This is a genomic window from Bordetella genomosp. 5 (assembly GCF_002261315.1).
In the GTDB taxonomy this organism is placed as follows: domain Bacteria; phylum Pseudomonadota; class Gammaproteobacteria; order Burkholderiales; family Burkholderiaceae_B; genus Bordetella.
Genome location: NZ_NEVP01000001.1, coordinates 552,644 through 567,601 on the forward strand (window position 1 = coordinate 552,644; position 14,958 = coordinate 567,601).

Sequence of the window (14,958 nt, forward strand, 5' to 3'; positions counted from 1 at the left end):
TGATGCTCACTGCTCCCGGCGGACGAGCTCCGCCTGCATGCTGCCAAAATGGGTGAGGTGGCCGAGTTCGCCGCGCGCGGCGTCCAGCGTGTCGAAGTGCTCGAGGAATTTGCTCGGCACGAGATTGACCACGTGCGGGGGCGCGTCTTCGACGATGCGCACGCGCGTCGGCGCGTCGAGCGCGGCGATGTCGTAACGGGCGAGGCAACGGCCGTAAAAGAGGTAGTCGTAGCGCTCGAGGATGCGCAGCCCCTCGCCGGGCTCGGTATGAAACTGGCCGGGCTTGCTGGTGAGAATCACGAACATTTTGCGGTCTCCGGTACGGGGGCGCGGCGGGCGGAAGCGTCGGGCGCGTTGTTCGGGTTGTCGGCATTGGCCGGGTCGGCATTGAGCGGAGCGACCTCGGCCTTGCCGGTATTCGTCGGGGCGGCCTGTGCCGGGGCGGCCCTCGCCGGGTCGGCACTCGCCGGAGCGGCACTCAGGGGGGCGGCATTGGACGCCGGCTGCCCGGCGGCAGGTCCACCCGCGGGCCCGGACGCCGGCTTGGCCGGGGACGGCGGGCTGGTACGCAAGGTCGTGCCCACACCCACGCCCGCCCCTGCGGCGGCACCCGTGCGCACCGGCTGCGCGAGCTCGATGTCGTGCGTGATCCAGAGCTGGCAGGCCAGACGCCAGCCCTGTTCGACGCGCTCGCCCAGCTGCTTCTTTTCTTTCCAGTTGGGCGGGGGCAGGTGCTCGGCGCCGTGCAGCACCTGGCAGGCGCAGGTGGCGCATTTGCCCATGCCGCACTGATAGCTGAGGTTGGGGTACGGAAACTGCTTGATCCCGGCCCGTACCACCAGGTTGGTGTTGTCCTTGACGACATCGGTGTGCACCGCATCGCCCTTGCGAAATACCACGGTCGGCATGGCCATCCTCTCCCAGGCTCGTCTGGCGCCGGACGCAGAGCATCGGGCGCGTTATGAATATTGTATACCGTTGCTGCGGGAGGACCCAGCTAGGGTTAACACCGGACGCCGCACCACGGGCGGCGCGCCGCGTCGCACGTGAAGGGATTCGTCTGCGGAATCAAGGCGTTTGCGCAAGATCAAGCCAGCGTGACGTGCGCGGCACAGGGGAAAGCAGGACACCCCGAAAATCGGTACAATGAATACATAGTTCAAGCAATAGGTATTTGCCATGAAGTCCCGTTCCGCCCACCAAGAACCGCGCATTGGCGCCCAACTGATTCCCCATTTCGAGCAGCGCAACGCGCTGCGCCGCAGTGCGCCGCTGATTCCGTTCCGTTGGTCCGAGCTCGTCGCATTGTTCCGCGGCACCCGGCCCGCAGACCGCAAGCAGGCGCCGCAGACGCCCTGCCATTCCCACTGACGGTGCCGCGCGGGCATCGAGCGCCGCGCCAGCCATGGCGCCGGTCGTCCTGAAGCCGCCGCGTCAGCGCGCGCAGCGCCCGTAGCGCCGCCGGAGGCGGGCGGGGCGGCCGGGGTGCGCGCTGGATTCCTGTAGCCGGACGCAAGCTGGCAGAATGAGGTCTACGCCTCTTCGCGCCTTACGAGTGACCCGCCGCATGTCTGTCCGCCTTCGCCCCGCCGTCCGCCTGGTTCGTCATCTCACCTTCATGCTGGGAGCCGCTCTGGCGGCGAGCGCGGCCCAGGCCGCGGGCCCGGCGCGCATCGTCACGCTGGGCGGTTCCGTGACCGAGATCGTCTATGCGCTCGGTCAGGGCGAACGTCTGGTCGGTAATGACCTGTCGAGCATGTATCCCGAAGCCGCGCAGAAGCTGCCGCGCGTGGGTTACTACCGAGCGGTGCCGGTCGAGGGCGTACTGGCTCTGCAGCCGGATCTCGTGCTCGCCTCGGAGCAGGCCGGCCCGCCTTCGTCGCTGAAAAAGCTCGCCGATCTGGGCATCAAGGTCGAGACCGTCTCCGATCGCGCCAGCATCGACTCGCTCAAGCAACGCATCACGCAGATCGCCACCGCGCTGGACGTCCCGGCCCAGGGCGAGACGCTCGCGCGCGACGTGCAGACCCGTCTCGACGCGGCCGCGCGCCTGCCGGCCGCGCAGGCGCCCGCGCTTCTGCTGCTGGGCAATGGCGGCGTGTACATGGGCGCGGGCGGCGGCACCGCGGCCGATCTGCTTTTGCGCGAAGCGGGCCTGAACAACGTGCTGCACGACCAGAAAAGCTACAAGCCGGTGTCCGCCGAGGCGCTGAGCGCGCTGGCGCCGGCGGTCATCGTGGTGACGCAGACCACCGGCCAGGCCCCGGACGCCGCCGCGCTGCGCTCGCTTCCGGGCGCGGCCGCCACGCCGGCGGGCGCATCGCAATGCGTGGTGGGCCTCGATCCTCTGCTCGCGCTGGGCAATGGCCCGCGCCTGCCCGACGCGATCCGTCAGCTAAAAGAAACGCCCTGCGTGGCCGCCCTGTCGCGCGAGCGGGCGCGATGAGCGCACGCGGGACCGGCGCCCCGGCGCCCGATCCCGCGCCTCGCGGCCGGGGCCCCGCCATCCTGGCGGCATTGGCCGTCCTGACCCTGATCGCGGCGCTGCTCGCCGCCGCCAATGGCGCGGTCGATATCCCGCTGGGCCAGCTCGCCCGCCTGCTCGCCACCCCCGCCGCCGACCTGGCCGATCCGGCCGATCGTCTCGCGCGCAACGTATTCATCGATATCCGCCTGCCGCGGGTGCTGTTTGCACTGCTCGCGGGCGCGGGTCTCGCGCTGTGCGGCGCGGCCATGCAGGCGCTGTTTCGCAATCCGCTGGCCGAGCCCGGGCTCGTGGGCGTGTCGGCCGGCGGCGCGCTGGGTGCGGTCGCGGCCATCGTGTTGGGCGCGGGCGGGTTCATGCTCACGGCGGTGGCCGCCTTCGCCGGCAGCCTCGCGGCCACCGCGGCCGCCTATGCCCTCGGCCGCCGCGTACCCGGCGTGGCGGGTCTGCTCCTGGCCGGTATCGCGATCAACGCCGTGGCCGGCAGCTTCATCGGCCTGCTCACCTTCAATGCCAACGACATGCAGTTGCGCAGCCTCACCTTCTGGAGCATGGGCAGCCTGGCGGGGGCGCAATGGGACATGCTGACGCTGCTCGCGCCCTGGACCCTGTTGTGGGGCGGCTGGATGCTGACCCAGTGGCGCGTGATGAACGCGTTGCTGCTGGGCGAGCGCGAAGCGCTGCATCTGGGCTTCGCGCTTGCCGCCGTGCGTCGCAGATTGATCGCCGCCACCGCGCTGGTGGTGGGGCCGCTGGTGGCCGCGACCGGGGGCATCGGTTTCATCGGGCTGGTGGTTCCGCATCTGGTGCGCATGACGCTGGGCGCGAACCATCGCTGGCTGTTGCCCGCGTCGGTGCTCGCCGGCGCGCTCGCGCTGGTGCTGGCCGACTGGCTGGCACGCGTGCTCGTCGTGCCGGCCGAGTTGCCCATCGGCCTGCTCACCAGTCTGGTGGGCGGCCCGTTCTTTCTCTGGTTGCTCGCGACCGGGCGGGGGCGCGCATGAGTCTCGCCGCCAGCCAACTCGTACTCGCACGCGGCGGACGCGACGTGCTGTCGGACCTGACGCTCGACCTCGCGCCTGGCACCGTCACGGCATTGCTGGGCGCCAACGGCGCGGGCAAGTCGACCTTGCTCGGCGCCCTCGCCGGTGAGCTGGCGCCGCGCGCGGGCCGGCTCTCGCTCGACGGCGTCGATCTGCAGGACCTCGGGGTTCGGCGTCTGGCGCGCCTGCGCGCCGTGCTGCCGCAAAAGCCCGGCCTGGGCTTCGATCTGCCGGTGGCCGAGGTCGTGGCCATGGGCGCGTACCCGTTCCCGGAGCTCACGCCGGCCGAGGTCGATGGCCTGGTGACGCAGGCGCTCGCGCTGGCCGGGATGACGGAGCATGCGACGCGCCGTTATCTGGCGCTGTCGGGCGGCGAGCAGCAGCGCGTGCAGTTCGCACGTGTGCTGGCGCAGTGCCGGGCCGGGCGCCAGGCGGGGCAGGCGCGCTATCTGCTTCTGGACGAGCCCATCTCCAATCTCGATCCTCGCCATCAGGGCGAGCTGCTGCAGGTGGCCACGCGCCTGGCGCACGAAGAGGGCGTCGGCGTGCTGGTGATCCTGCACGACGTGAATCTCGCCGCGCGCTGGTGCGACAGGCTGGTGATGCTGGCGCAAGGTCGCCTGCTCGCGGCCGGGCCGCCGGCCGAGGTGCTCACGTCCGCCTTGCTGCGCGAGGTGTACGAGGTGGACGCCGATGTGATCGATCACCCCATCCTGCCGGGGCGGCGGCTGGTGCTGATGCGCTGAACCGCGCGGCTAGAGCACGCCCTTGCCCGACAGCGCGGGCGTATCCGCGATGCGTTGCGTGATGGCGCGGCTGGCCTGCAGCAGCGGCGCGACGTACACCGCCTCGGGGTCCGGCTTTTGCCGAAAGCGCAGCGTGCTCACGCTGATGGCGGCCACCGGCGCGCCGTCGGGGCCGAGAATGGGCGCGCCGAAGCAATAGATGCCCGCCTCGTTTTCTTCGTCGTCCACCGACCAGCCGCGTGCGCGCACGGTGTCCAGCTGGCGCACGAGTGCCGCGAGGTCGCGCACGGTGTTGGGCGTGTGTTGCTCGAACGGCTGGGGCAGGGTGGCGAGCACGGCGTCGCACTCCGCGGTGCCGAGCATCGCCAGCCAGGCCTTGCCCACCGCGGTGGAGTACAGCGACACCGTCGTGCCGATGCGCGAGCTCATCTGCACGGCGCTCGGGCTCTCGAGTTTTTCGATGTAGACCATGTGCGGGCCGTTGGGCACGGCCAGGTGCACCGTTTCGCCCGTCACGTCGCGCAGCTGCTTGAGCGCCTCGACGGCCGCGAGCCGGATTTCCGAGCGGCCCCAGCTGCGGCTGGCGAGCTGGATCAGGCGCGGGCCCAGGCCGAGCCGGCCCGTTTGCGGATGTTCGACCAGAAACCGCTCCGCCACGAGCGCCGCCACGAGCCGGTAGACGGTGGGCCGTGGATAGCCGCAGCGCTTGGCGAGCTCGGCCACGGTCATGGGCTCGGGCGTGTCGGCCACCGACTGCAGCACATGCGTGAACTTGGAGAACGCCGCGGTACCCGCGACGGGGGTGGCAGCCGCGGCGACGCCGCGGGACGGTAGCTTGGACATGGACTGAGGGCGAGGCACAAAACGAATCTGGCCCAAGCGTAGCGCATCGCGCCGCGCGCGACGCTTGGGGTATGCCCGTCAGGCGACCAGATAGCCGCCATCCACGGGCAGGATCACGCCGGTCATGAACGATGCCGCCGGCGTGCACAGGAACGCCACGCCCTCCGCCACGTCTTCGGGGCGGCCCCAGCGTCCGAGCGGCGTGCGCGCGAGGATCGGGCCGCTGCGCAAGGGGTCTTCCTGCAAGGCCTGGGTGAGCGGCGTGGCGATCCAGCCGGGCGCCACGGCGTTCACGCGGATACCGTCGGCGGCATAGGCCAGGGCCAGCGACTTGGTGAGCTGCGCCACGCCGCCCTTGCTCGCGGCATACGCCGGCACCAGCGAGCCGCCGAAGAAGCTCAGCATCGACGCCGTGTTCACGATGCAGCCGCCACGGCGGGCCAGCCGCTCGCGCGCGGCGCTGCAGACGCGCATCGTGCCGGTCAGGTTGACGGCGAGGACCTGCTCGAACACATCGGGATCGTGCTCCGCGCCGCGCCGGATCACGCCGGCGCAGTTGACCACGATGTCGAGCGTCTCGAGGTCTTCCATGATGCGATGCACGTCGGCGGCGACGCTGACGTCGGCGAGCCGCACCTCGACGCCCGCCGCCTGCGTCGCCGTGTCGGAGTGCAGGCCGACCGCGATGGTGCGCGCGCCCAGTGCCGCCAGCCGGCTGGCCACGGCGGCGCCGATTCCTTGCGTGGCGCCGGTGACGAGCGCTGTCTTGCCGGCGAACAGATCTGCTTGGAATGTCATGAGGGCTCTACAACAGGATGTCGATGGATGAGGCGCCTCGCGTTCCGGCTTCGGGTGCGCGAGGCGCGGCGGGGATGGCTTCAATGGGCCGTCGGCGCGGAGCTACCCGGCCGGAGCTACCCGCCCCGGCCGGCCCGCGGCCCGCACGTGCGCTTACTGGCGCAGGCCGAACTTGTCGATCAGGTTCTTGAACGTCGCGTTGTCACGCTCCATCAGCGCGGTGAACGTCTGCTGGTCGGCCACGACGTAGCCGAGGTTCTGTTCCGCCATGAAGCGCTTCAGGCTGTTTTCGGCGGCGGCGGCGCGGAATGCCTTGCCGAGCTGGTCGAGCACCGGCTGCGGGGTGCCCTTGGGCGCCGCGATGCCGCGCCAGGTGCCGATCGACAGGTCGACGTTGCGTTCCTTGAGCGTGGGCACGTTCTCGAACCCGGTCACGCGCTGGTCGGCCATCACGGCCAGGGTCTTGAGCTTGCCCGCCTTCACGTACTGGATCACTTCGGCCGGGCTCACGAACACCGCGTCGATGTGGCCGCCGAGCAGCGCGAGCACGGCGGGATTGCCGCCATTGAACGGGATGTGGCCGAATTTCGCGCCGGTCTTGTCTTCGAGCGCGGCGGTGGCCAGATGCCAGATCGAGCCCGTGCCGGCATTGCCCACCTGGATCGATTCCGGTTTGGCGCGTGCCGCCGCAAGAAACTCTTCCACCGTGTTGTAGGGCGAGTTGGCGTTTACGGTGATCGCCGCCGGATCGGCGTTGAGCTGGATAATCGGCGTGAAGTTCTGGTAGGTGGTCTTGGTGAGGTTCAGGTGCGGAATGATGACCATGTCGGCCGTGACCAGCGCGAGCTTGTATCCGTCGGCCTTGGCGTTGGCGACTTCGGTGAGCCCGATGGCGCCGGCCGCGCCCGGCTTGTTGAGCACCACCAGCGGCTGCGACAGGTGGGAACGCGAGGCGTCCGACATCGCCCGCGCCATGGCGTCGGTGCCGCCGCCCGCCGCGAACGGCACGACCAGTTCGATGGGACGCGCGGGATAGGACTGTGCATGGCCTGCGGCGGCCAGGCCGAGCGTGGCGGCACAGCCGAGCAACGCGGCGCCGAGATAGCGGTGGAACGCACGATGTTTCATTGTCTCTCCGAGGATCGGTTTTTGGTTGTATGACGGTCCGGAAGGTGAAGCTTCAGTACGTGGCGCGTCCTCCGGACAGGTCGAACACCGCGCCGGTATTGAACGAGCAGGCCGGTGAGCAGAGCCAGCTCACGAGTTCGGCCACCTCCTGCGTTTCGCCGAGCCGTTGCATCGGGCTCTTGGCGATCATGGTCTGGACGTGTTCGGGCGCCATCTGCGCCAGCAATTCGGTCTGCACGGCCGCGGGCGCCACTGCATTCACGCGGATGCCGGTGAGCGCGAGCTCCTTGCCCAGCGATTTGGTGAGCGCCAGCACGCCGGCCTTGGCCGCGCTGTAGGCGGCGGCGTTGGGCGTGCCCTCCTTGCCGGCGAGCGAAGCGATGTTCACGATGCGGCCGGCGTTGCGCTCGCGCATGGCCGGCACCACCGCCCGGCACACGTTGAACACGCCGGTGAGGTTGACCCGCACGATCGCGTCCCACACCTCCGGATCGATCCGATCCAGCGGCAGCGTGGGTCCGGCGTAGCCCGCGCTGTTGACGAGCATGCCGATGGCGCCGTGGCGGCGCAGCGTGTCGGCGCAGGCCGCGCCGACGCTGGCGCGATCGGTCACGTCCACGCGCAGCGCGGCCCCCTCGGCGACCGCTGCTTCTGCCGGGTGCAGGTCCCACACCACGACCCGCGCGCCATGCGCGCGCAGGTGGCGCACGACCTCGGCGCCGATGCCGTTGGCGCCGCCGGTCACCACCGCCACCTGGCCGGCGAAGTCGTAGCCGACCCGGGGCGGGGCCTCAGCGGATGAACTGGCGCACATAGTCTTCGCCCAAGCCCACGTCGCTGAAGTGCTTGCGGCACATGTCGATCTTGGTGAACACGTCTTCGTAGCCCATGCCCTTGCCCCAGGGGTCGGTGTAGTACATGACGCCGTTCACCTGGAAGTAAGTGATCATCTCTTCGACATCGGGTGGCACGTACAGCGTGTGGGTCTCACCGGGCGGCTCGTACACGTAGCTGCCTTCGACGGCCTCCCAATCGTGCTCGAGGTAGCGCCAGCGGCCCTTGAGCACGAAGCCATGCACGGCCTGCGGATGGCGGTGGCGGCTGAGCACCCCGGACTTGCGCACGCGCAGCAGGTTCATCCAGTAGCCCTGGCTGGCGTTCAGACAGAGCGGGCGGAACCACACGTTCTCGGCCTGCGGGACCCAGAGACGCTCGTCGGTCGGAATCGCGTGGGGGATCACCAGTTCCGGCAGCGCATCCACCGGATTGGGGTACTGGTACGGGGTCATCGGTTCAGCGTCGGCTTTCTCGATCGGCACGGCTCGGCACTCCTGTCTACTATATGGACAAAATGTCTGAGATATGGACAAGTTTAGCGAGACGCGAGCCGCTGGCGAGCCGGGGCTTACCCTCTGATGCAGCGCAGTATGGGGGCGGAGGAGGCGAGACGACGGGGGCGAGTCGAGCGGGCGAGGGCGGGGGCCAGCGTGCACGGGCGCAGCGTGACGAGCCGGCGACGACCGGCATGCGCGGGCGTGTCGAGCCGGGCCGGCGCGGGCCGGCATGCACGGGCGAGCCGAGCCGGGCCGGCAGGCAGGGGCGGGAGCAGGCGTACCTACGCCCGGCGCGGGCGCAGCGTGCTATGGAGGCGGGGCAGCCGGGGCCCGCGGCGGGGCCCGACGGCGAGGACGGCGCCGGCCGCGTGGGCCGGCGCACCGATCATTCGTCGATGTCGGCGGTGTCGAGGTGAGCCAGCACCTTGTCGAGCATCTGGCTCAGCGCCTTTTGCTCGCGCTCGGAAAGACAGCCGAACACTTCGTCATTGCGTTCCTGCATCACGGCCGCGATCTGCCGATAGCGCGTGAGACCGCGTGCCGTGGGGCTGAGCACCACGCCACGGCCGTCTTCGGGACTGACCGATTTGCGCACCAGGCCCGCATCGGTGAGCGCCTGCGCGCAGCGGCTGGCCTGGCCCTTGTTGAGGTTGGCCGCGATGGCGAGGTCGTTGACGGAAAGCGGGGCGTAGCGGCCGATGGCGGCCAGGCAGCGCGCCTCGCCGATGGGCAGACGGCAGCGTTCGGCGTAGGCCTGGGCGCTGTCGCGATCGGCGATTTTGTTGACGACGTGAAGACGGTAAGTGAGAAACCGTTCCAGGGCCGGCACTTGGGTATCGTTCTTGGATTTTTGCGCGGTCATGGCGAGTGCAGTAAGGGGTTGAGCCGGGATATTGCCACAGGCGGACAGACACGCGTCACCGCGGCAAGACCCCTTGTGGCAAGCGAGCGACGAGATTTGATCGCGGGCAGAAGATTTAGTTCAGCGATCTTGCGCGAACCAGGGTTGTCCCCTAGAAAATCGCCGGATGGTTGCCCGTGCAACGATATGAGGCAGGTGTCTCAGGCGGGCCGGGCGCGGCCCGCTCGCGTGATGTCGGCGGCGGTGTCGACCGTCGTGGCGGCCAATGCCGTGGCGGCGGATGCCACGGCACTGGCCGCCACGGCTTCGGCCGCCGCGGCATCCGCCGCATCGAATTCTTGTTCGCTGAAGACGCGCACGCCCGCCGCCGCGAGCAGCGCGGCCGTCACGCCCTGACCGGCGAGCCGCTGGCCGCTGAACGATCCGTCGTAGATGTAGCCGCTGCCGCAGGAAGGACTGCCTTCCTTGAGCACGGCCAGCGTGACGCCGTGTTGCCGCGCCGCGTCCAGCGCCGCCTGCGCCCCGTTCACGAACGGCGTGGTGACGTCGGCCCCGGTGATGTCGATCACCCGGGCCAGTCCGTCCAGCACGCGAGCGCCGCCGTCGCCATGCGTGATTTCGGCGGGCGGGCGCGGCGTGGGCAGGCCGCCCGCCATCTCCGGACAGATCGCCACGACGCGGCCCTCGGCCTGCCAGCGCGCAAGCACCGGATGCACGCGCGGCGCGCCGCGGCCGTCGTATCGCACCGGACGGCCGAGCAGACAGGCGCTGACGAGCACGCGCGTGGGAGGACAGGAGGGGGGCGGTTCGGAAGAGGTGGACATGCGAAAGCGAAGGGGAGCGAGACGGGGAGCCGGCGCGCGTCACGGGCGACACCGCCAGCATAACGCGCCAGGCTTGCCGTGCGGTGCGGTGCGGTGCGGTGCGCTGCGGTGCCGTGCCGTGCCATGCCGTGTCGGGCAGGGCAGGCCAGGCCAGGGCCGCCTTCGCAACCCTGTCCACGCCCCGCGGGCCACGGCCGAATTCGAGCGCAAGAGTCGGGAGGCCGCCGGGCCGGGGGGGGCGCTAGACTGATTGCATGCACAGGCAGGCCGATCTTCTTTTCGCAGCGCCGGCGCGGTCATCGGGCGAAGACGCCGATTCGGCCGTGGCCCGCCTGCGCGCCGCCGACTGGGACGCCGTCCTGGCCGAGCTCGACGCCCGCGGCAAGGCCATCGTGCCGGGGCTGTTCAGCGCCGACGAGTGCGCGCGGACAGCCTCCGCGTACGCCGACGACGCGCTGTTCCGCAGCCGCGTGGTGATGGCGCGCCACGGTTTCGGGCGCGGCGAATACCGCTACTACGCCTATCCCTTGCCCGCGCCGCTGCCGGCGCTGCGCGAGATCCTGTATGCGCGGCTGGCGCCGCTGGCCAATCAGTGGCGCGCGCGTCTGCGCGAGGCCGGTCCGGCCTTCCCGGAAACGTACGCGGCGTTCCTGGCGCGCTGCCATGAGGCCGGGCAGACGCGGCCCACGCCGCTCCTGCTGCGTTATGAGGCGGGCGACTACAACTGCCTGCATCAAGACCTGTATGGCGATCATGTGTTTCCGCTGCAAATGGCGGTGTTGCTGTCGGCGCCGGGCCGGGATTTCGACGGTGGCGAGTTCGTGATGACCGAACAGCGCAGCGGCCATCCGGCCACGGCCGAGGTGCTGCCGCTGGCGCAAGGCGACGCGCTGATTTTCGCCGTACGCGATCGCGCGGTGCGCGGTGCGCGTGGATGGCACCGGCGTACACTGCGTCATGGGGTCGCCGAGCTCATGCGTGGCCAGCGCCACACGCTCGGCATCATCCTGCACGATGCCCGTTGAGTCGGCGTCGTTTTCGATTTCGCGTCATGACACTCGACCTGTTCGAATCCACTCTCACCGGCGTGACCGAGCCCATCGGGCCGCGCGCCTACATTCTGCGCGGCTTCGCGCTGCCGTATGTCGAGCGCGTGCTGGCCGAGCTCGACGAGGTGCGCGCGGCGGCGCCGTTGCGCCACCTCGTCACGCCCAGCGGCCACACGATGTCGGTGGCCATGACCAACTGCGGCAAGCTCGGCTGGGTCAGCGACGAGGCGGGCTACCGCTACAGTGCGCGCGACCCGCTCACGCAGCGGCCCTGGCCGCCGCTGCCTCCGGGCATGCTGGCGCTCGCGCGCGCCGCGGCCGCCGAATGCGGTTTCGCCGACTACGATCCGGATGCCTGCCTGATCAATCAGTATGTGCCGGGCAGCCGTCTCACGCTGCACCAGGATCGCAACGAGCGTGATCTCGAAGCCCCGATCGTGTCGGTGTCGTTGGGCTTGCCCGCCACCTTTCAGTTCGGCGGGCTCAAGCGCACCGACCCCGTGCAGCGCATGGGTCTGTGGCATGGCGACGTGGCGCTGTGGGGCGGCGTCGACCGCATGCGGTTCCATGGCATCAGCACGCTAAAGGATGGCTGGCACGCGCAGCTGGGGCGTCAGCGCCTGAATTTCACGTTCCGCGTGGTGCTCGACAAGACGCGCCGAATTCAAGCGCAAGAGGCGGAGTGAAGGCGCCGCCGCGCCATCCTAGGATGACAAGCATGGCAAACCGCAAAGGAAAAACCATGACTGTCACACTCGATCCCCCCGCGGCGGGCCCCATGCCGCTGTCGCTTGCGCACGATCCACGCTGGGCCGCCGTGGTGGCGCGCGACCGCAGCGCCGATGGTCTGTTCGTGTACGCGGTCAAGACGACAGGCGTTTATGGCCGCCCCAGCAGCGCGGCCCGTCTGCCGCGCCGCGAGAACGTGGAGTTCTTCGACAGCCCGGCCGCGGCAGAAGCCGCGGGCTATCGGCCCAGCCGGCACATCGCGGCCGACCAGACCCAGGTCGGCCACCAGCACGCCGCGCTCGTGGCGCAGGCCTGCCGCCTGATCGACGCGAGCGACGAGATCCCCTCGCTGGCGCGGCTGGCGCAGCGGGCCGGCATGAGCCCCTATCACTTTCACCGCGTGTTCAAGGCCGTCACCGGCCTCACGCCCAAGGCCTACGCGGCCGCGCAGCAGGCGCGCCGTGTCCGCGAGCAGCTCGCCGACGCGGGCACCGTCACCGACGCGATCTACGCCAGTGGCTTCAATTCCAACAGCCGTTTCTACGCCAGCTCGAAAGAGCGGCTGGGCATGACGCCGCGCGCCTACAAGGCGGGCGGCGCCAACCAGGAGATCCGTTTCGCGGTGGCACAGTGCTCGCTCGGCGCGCTGCTGGTGGCCGCGAGCGAGGCGGGCATTTGCGCCATCCAGCTGGGCGATGACCCGGACGCGCTGGTGCGGTCTCTGCAGGATCGCTTTCCCCGAGCCGCGTTGATCGGCGCGGACGCCGCGTTCGAAACCGTGGTGGCGCGCGTGGTGGGCCTGGTCGAGGCGCCCGCCCTGGGCATGGCCTTGCCGCTCGATGTGCGCGGCACGGCGTTTCAAGAGCGCGTGTGGCAGGCGCTGCGCGAGATCCCTGCCGGACAGACGGCCACCTATGCCGACATCGCGCGCCGCATCGGCGCGCCGGGCGCGGTGCGCGCGGTGGCACAGGCCTGCGGCGCCAACCCGGTCGCCGTGGCCATCCCTTGCCATCGCGTGGTGCGTACCGATGGCGGTCTGTCGGGCTATCGCTGGGGCGTGGCGCGCAAGCAGGAACTGCTGCGCCGCGAAGGCGCCTGGCCATCGGCCGGGGCCGAGGGTGAATGACACCGGGCCCTCGGGCGCCCGGCTCGACGCCCTCACCGAGAGTCTGCGGACACGCGGCCATGCCCTGTGGCCCGAGGCGTTCGATCCGCAAGAATGCGAGGCCTTGGTCGCTGGCGCCGCCGTGCCGGCCGAACCGCGGCGCATCGCGCTTGCCGCCTCGTGGCTCGACAGGATCGAGGCCCTGCGCCGCGGACTCGCCCCGTTGGCCGCGCAGTGGCGGCCGGCGACGTACGCGCCGTTCGAAGGCGACGGCGCGGCAAGGCATCCGGCGCAGTCCGGGCCGCTCGAAGGCGAGGGTGTGGCTAAGCATCCGCCGCCGGACGTCTGGCTGACCCACACCGACGCGTCGACCGACTGCCCGGTCGTGACCTCGGGGGATGGCGACGCGGGCTTTGGCCTGTTGTTCATCGTGCTGCTCAACCGTGCCGGAGTGGATTTCAGCGGGGGCGAGCTGGTGCTGGCCGAGCAGCGGCCGCGCATGCAGACGCGGCCGCACGTGGTGCCGCTGGCACAGGGCGGGCTCGCGGTGATCGCCGCCGCGGGCCGTCCGGTGCAAGGCGCGCGCGGCCCCTACCGGGTGCTGATGCGCCATGGCGTGGCGCGCGTGCGCGAAGGCCGGCGGCTGGCGCTGATGCTGGGCTGGCCGCTATCGCGCGACGCGCTCTGACGCGCAGCGGCGCGGCGTGCGCGCCACGGCGGCGCGGATCGCGGTGGTGCGGGACGTGACTTCGGTATATCTTTGCCGGTCTACGTCCCTGGAGCCCGGGTCCGCATGTTTCCCGCCAGCAGCACCTATCGCATGCCGACCTGGCGCCTGACCCGTTGGCTCGTGTATGCGGGCGACGACGTCCCCGATGACATCCGCGTCGATCTCGTGGGCGGTCTCTTCGGCACCCTGCCTATTTTCCTGGGCGGCGTGATCAACAGCCTGATGATCGCGAGCATCGTGGCCTGGCGCATCCCGGAGCCGGCGTTCATTGCGTGGGTGGTGTTCGAGTTTCTCTGTTGTGCGATTCGCGGCGTGGTGCTCATGCGCGCGCGGCGCAACGCGCTCACGGGCGGGCCCACCTATACCGACCTCTATCTGCTCCTGACCTTGCTGTGGGCCGTGAGCGTGGGTTATGGCACGGTCATCAGCGCGCTGAGCGGCGATTGGGTCGCGATCCTGCTGGCCTGCCTGTCGGCGGCGGCCATGGTGGGCGGCATCTGTGTGCGCAACTTCGCGGCGCCGCGGTTGCTGGCGGTGATGATCTTCACGAGTCTCGGGCCGTGCATGACGGTCGCGGTGGTCTCGGGCCAGTCCGAGTTGTGGATCATCTGTCTGCAACTGCCGCTGTTCCTGCTCAGCATGACGCTGGCCTCGTACCGGCTCAATGCCATGCTCGTGACCACGATGCGTGCCGAGCGCGACAACGATCGCCTGGCGCGTCAGGACTCCCTCACGGGACTGCTCAATCGTTTCGGCTTGGGCGGCGTGCTGGCCCAAGCGGTGCGGCGCGCGCGTGACGATGCGGCGCGCTACACCTTGCTTTATCTCGATCTGGACGGGTTCAAGTCGGTCAACGACACCCATGGCCACGCCACCGGAGACCGGCTGTTGCGCGAAGTGGGCACGCGCCTGACCGAGCTCGCGCCGGCGGACGCGTCGATCGCGCGGATCGGCGGCGATGAATTCGTATTGGTGCTGCCCGAGGTGGACGGCTGGGAGGCGGCGCAGCTGGCCGACCAACTGATCCAACGCGTGGCGCAGCCCTTCGATCTGGGCACCGAACACGGCGTGCGGATCGGCGGAAGCGTGGGCATCGCCCTGATTCCGCGCCACGGGCACGATATGGCCGAGATTCTCAAGGCGGCCGACCGGGCCCTCTATCTGGCGAAGTCGGCGGGCAAGTCGCGCATGGCAATGGCGGACTGAGCCCGGCCGGCGCGGCGGCCGGCCGGGGGTGATGCGCTCGCGCTCAGTTCCAGAACAGCGCGATCAGAATAATGAT

General features: G+C 70.1%; 16 protein-coding genes and 2 pseudogenes. 9 read left to right on the top strand and 9 right to left on the bottom strand.

Features of this window, described 5'->3' with window-relative positions:
• Positions 1-6 precede the first annotated feature (6 nt).
• On the bottom strand, positions 7-306 hold the full coding sequence (locus CAL25_RS02560) for a ferredoxin (RefSeq protein ID WP_094798364.1): 300 nt from the start codon (positions 304-306) through the stop codon (positions 7-9).
• A gap of 290 nt (positions 307-596) precedes the next feature.
• A pseudogene (locus CAL25_RS02565) lies at positions 597-908 on the bottom strand (2Fe-2S iron-sulfur cluster-binding protein); the annotation flags it as partial.
• Between the two features lie 271 nt (positions 909-1,179).
• On the opposite strand from CAL25_RS02565, the gene CAL25_RS02570 reads away from it, so the two are divergent.
• From CAL25_RS02570 to CAL25_RS02585, 4 genes are all read left to right on the top strand, one after another.
• Positions 1,180-1,371 carry a hypothetical protein gene (locus CAL25_RS02570; protein ID WP_094798365.1) on the top strand — a complete coding sequence of 64 codons (192 nt, stop codon included), beginning with the start codon at positions 1,180-1,182 and terminating at the stop codon, positions 1,369-1,371.
• Positions 1,372-1,567: 196 nt separating this feature from the next.
• The gene (locus tag CAL25_RS02575) at positions 1,568-2,446 is read left to right on the top strand and encodes a heme/hemin ABC transporter substrate-binding protein (RefSeq protein WP_094798366.1); all 879 of its coding nucleotides are present in this window, start codon (positions 1,568-1,570) and stop codon (positions 2,444-2,446) included.
• Positions 2,443-3,489: a FecCD family ABC transporter permease gene (locus CAL25_RS02580; RefSeq protein ID WP_094798367.1), complete on the top strand. Its 1,047-nt coding sequence runs from the start codon at positions 2,443-2,445 to the stop codon at positions 3,487-3,489. Before CAL25_RS02575 ends, CAL25_RS02580 begins: the two co-directional genes overlap by 4 nt.
• On the top strand, positions 3,486-4,274 hold the full coding sequence (locus tag CAL25_RS02585) for a heme ABC transporter ATP-binding protein (RefSeq protein ID WP_094798368.1): 789 nt from the start codon (positions 3,486-3,488) through the stop codon (positions 4,272-4,274). The genes CAL25_RS02580 and CAL25_RS02585 overlap by 4 nt, the downstream gene beginning before the upstream one ends.
• A 9-nt stretch (positions 4,275-4,283) precedes the next feature.
• Here CAL25_RS02585 and CAL25_RS02590 read toward each other — a convergent pair whose 3' ends face one another.
• From CAL25_RS02590 to CAL25_RS02620, 7 genes and pseudogenes are all read right to left on the bottom strand, one after another.
• A complete protein-coding gene (locus CAL25_RS02590; RefSeq protein ID WP_094798369.1) occupies positions 4,284-5,117 on the bottom strand; it encodes an IclR family transcriptional regulator in 834 nt (277 codons plus the stop codon).
• A gap of 78 nt (positions 5,118-5,195) precedes the next feature.
• On the bottom strand, positions 5,196-5,915 hold the full coding sequence (locus CAL25_RS02595; protein ID WP_094798370.1) for an SDR family NAD(P)-dependent oxidoreductase: 720 nt from the start codon (positions 5,913-5,915) through the stop codon (positions 5,196-5,198).
• 153 nt (positions 5,916-6,068) lie between these two features.
• Entirely contained in the window at positions 6,069-7,043 is a 975-nt protein-coding gene (locus CAL25_RS02600) for a tripartite tricarboxylate transporter substrate binding protein (protein ID WP_094798371.1), read from the bottom strand.
• Positions 7,044-7,095: 52 nt separating this feature from the next.
• On the bottom strand, positions 7,096-7,857 hold the full coding sequence (locus CAL25_RS02605; protein ID WP_094798372.1) for an SDR family NAD(P)-dependent oxidoreductase: 762 nt from the start codon (positions 7,855-7,857) through the stop codon (positions 7,096-7,098).
• Complete coding sequence (locus tag CAL25_RS02610) at positions 7,835-8,332, bottom strand: 2,4'-dihydroxyacetophenone dioxygenase family protein (RefSeq protein WP_170948386.1); 498 nt, start codon at positions 8,330-8,332, stop codon at positions 7,835-7,837. The genes CAL25_RS02605 and CAL25_RS02610 overlap by 23 nt, the downstream gene beginning before the upstream one ends.
• A gap of 430 nt (positions 8,333-8,762) precedes the next feature.
• A complete protein-coding gene (locus CAL25_RS02615) occupies positions 8,763-9,239 on the bottom strand; it encodes a MarR family winged helix-turn-helix transcriptional regulator (RefSeq protein WP_094798373.1) in 477 nt (158 codons plus the stop codon).
• Positions 9,240-9,556: 317 nt separating this feature from the next.
• Positions 9,557-10,063 (bottom strand): annotated as a pseudogene (locus CAL25_RS02620) (DUF523 domain-containing protein); the annotation flags it as partial.
• 254 nt (positions 10,064-10,317) lie between these two features.
• On the opposite strand from CAL25_RS02620, the gene CAL25_RS02625 reads away from it, so the two are divergent.
• From CAL25_RS02625 to CAL25_RS02645, 5 genes are all read left to right on the top strand, one after another.
• Positions 10,318-11,088, top strand: a complete 771-nt coding sequence (locus CAL25_RS02625; protein ID WP_094798375.1) for a 2OG-Fe(II) oxygenase — start codon at positions 10,318-10,320, stop codon at positions 11,086-11,088.
• A 26-nt stretch (positions 11,089-11,114) separates the two neighbouring features.
• On the top strand, positions 11,115-11,798 hold the full coding sequence (alkB, locus tag CAL25_RS02630) for a DNA oxidative demethylase AlkB (RefSeq protein ID WP_094798376.1): 684 nt from the start codon (positions 11,115-11,117) through the stop codon (positions 11,796-11,798).
• A 56-nt stretch (positions 11,799-11,854) separates the two neighbouring features.
• On the top strand, positions 11,855-12,967 hold the full coding sequence (gene ada / locus CAL25_RS02635) for a bifunctional DNA-binding transcriptional regulator/O6-methylguanine-DNA methyltransferase Ada (RefSeq protein WP_094798377.1): 1,113 nt from the start codon (positions 11,855-11,857) through the stop codon (positions 12,965-12,967).
• Positions 12,960-13,634, top strand: coding sequence for a 2OG-Fe(II) oxygenase (locus CAL25_RS02640; RefSeq protein WP_249278921.1), 675 nt, complete (start codon positions 12,960-12,962; stop codon positions 13,632-13,634). Before ada ends, CAL25_RS02640 begins: the two co-directional genes overlap by 8 nt.
• Before the next feature lie 105 nt (positions 13,635-13,739).
• Positions 13,740-14,882 (top strand): GGDEF domain-containing protein, encoded by a 1,143-nt coding sequence (locus tag CAL25_RS02645; protein WP_094798378.1) that lies wholly within the window; start codon positions 13,740-13,742, stop codon positions 14,880-14,882.
• Positions 14,883-14,958: the final 76 nt, after the last annotated feature.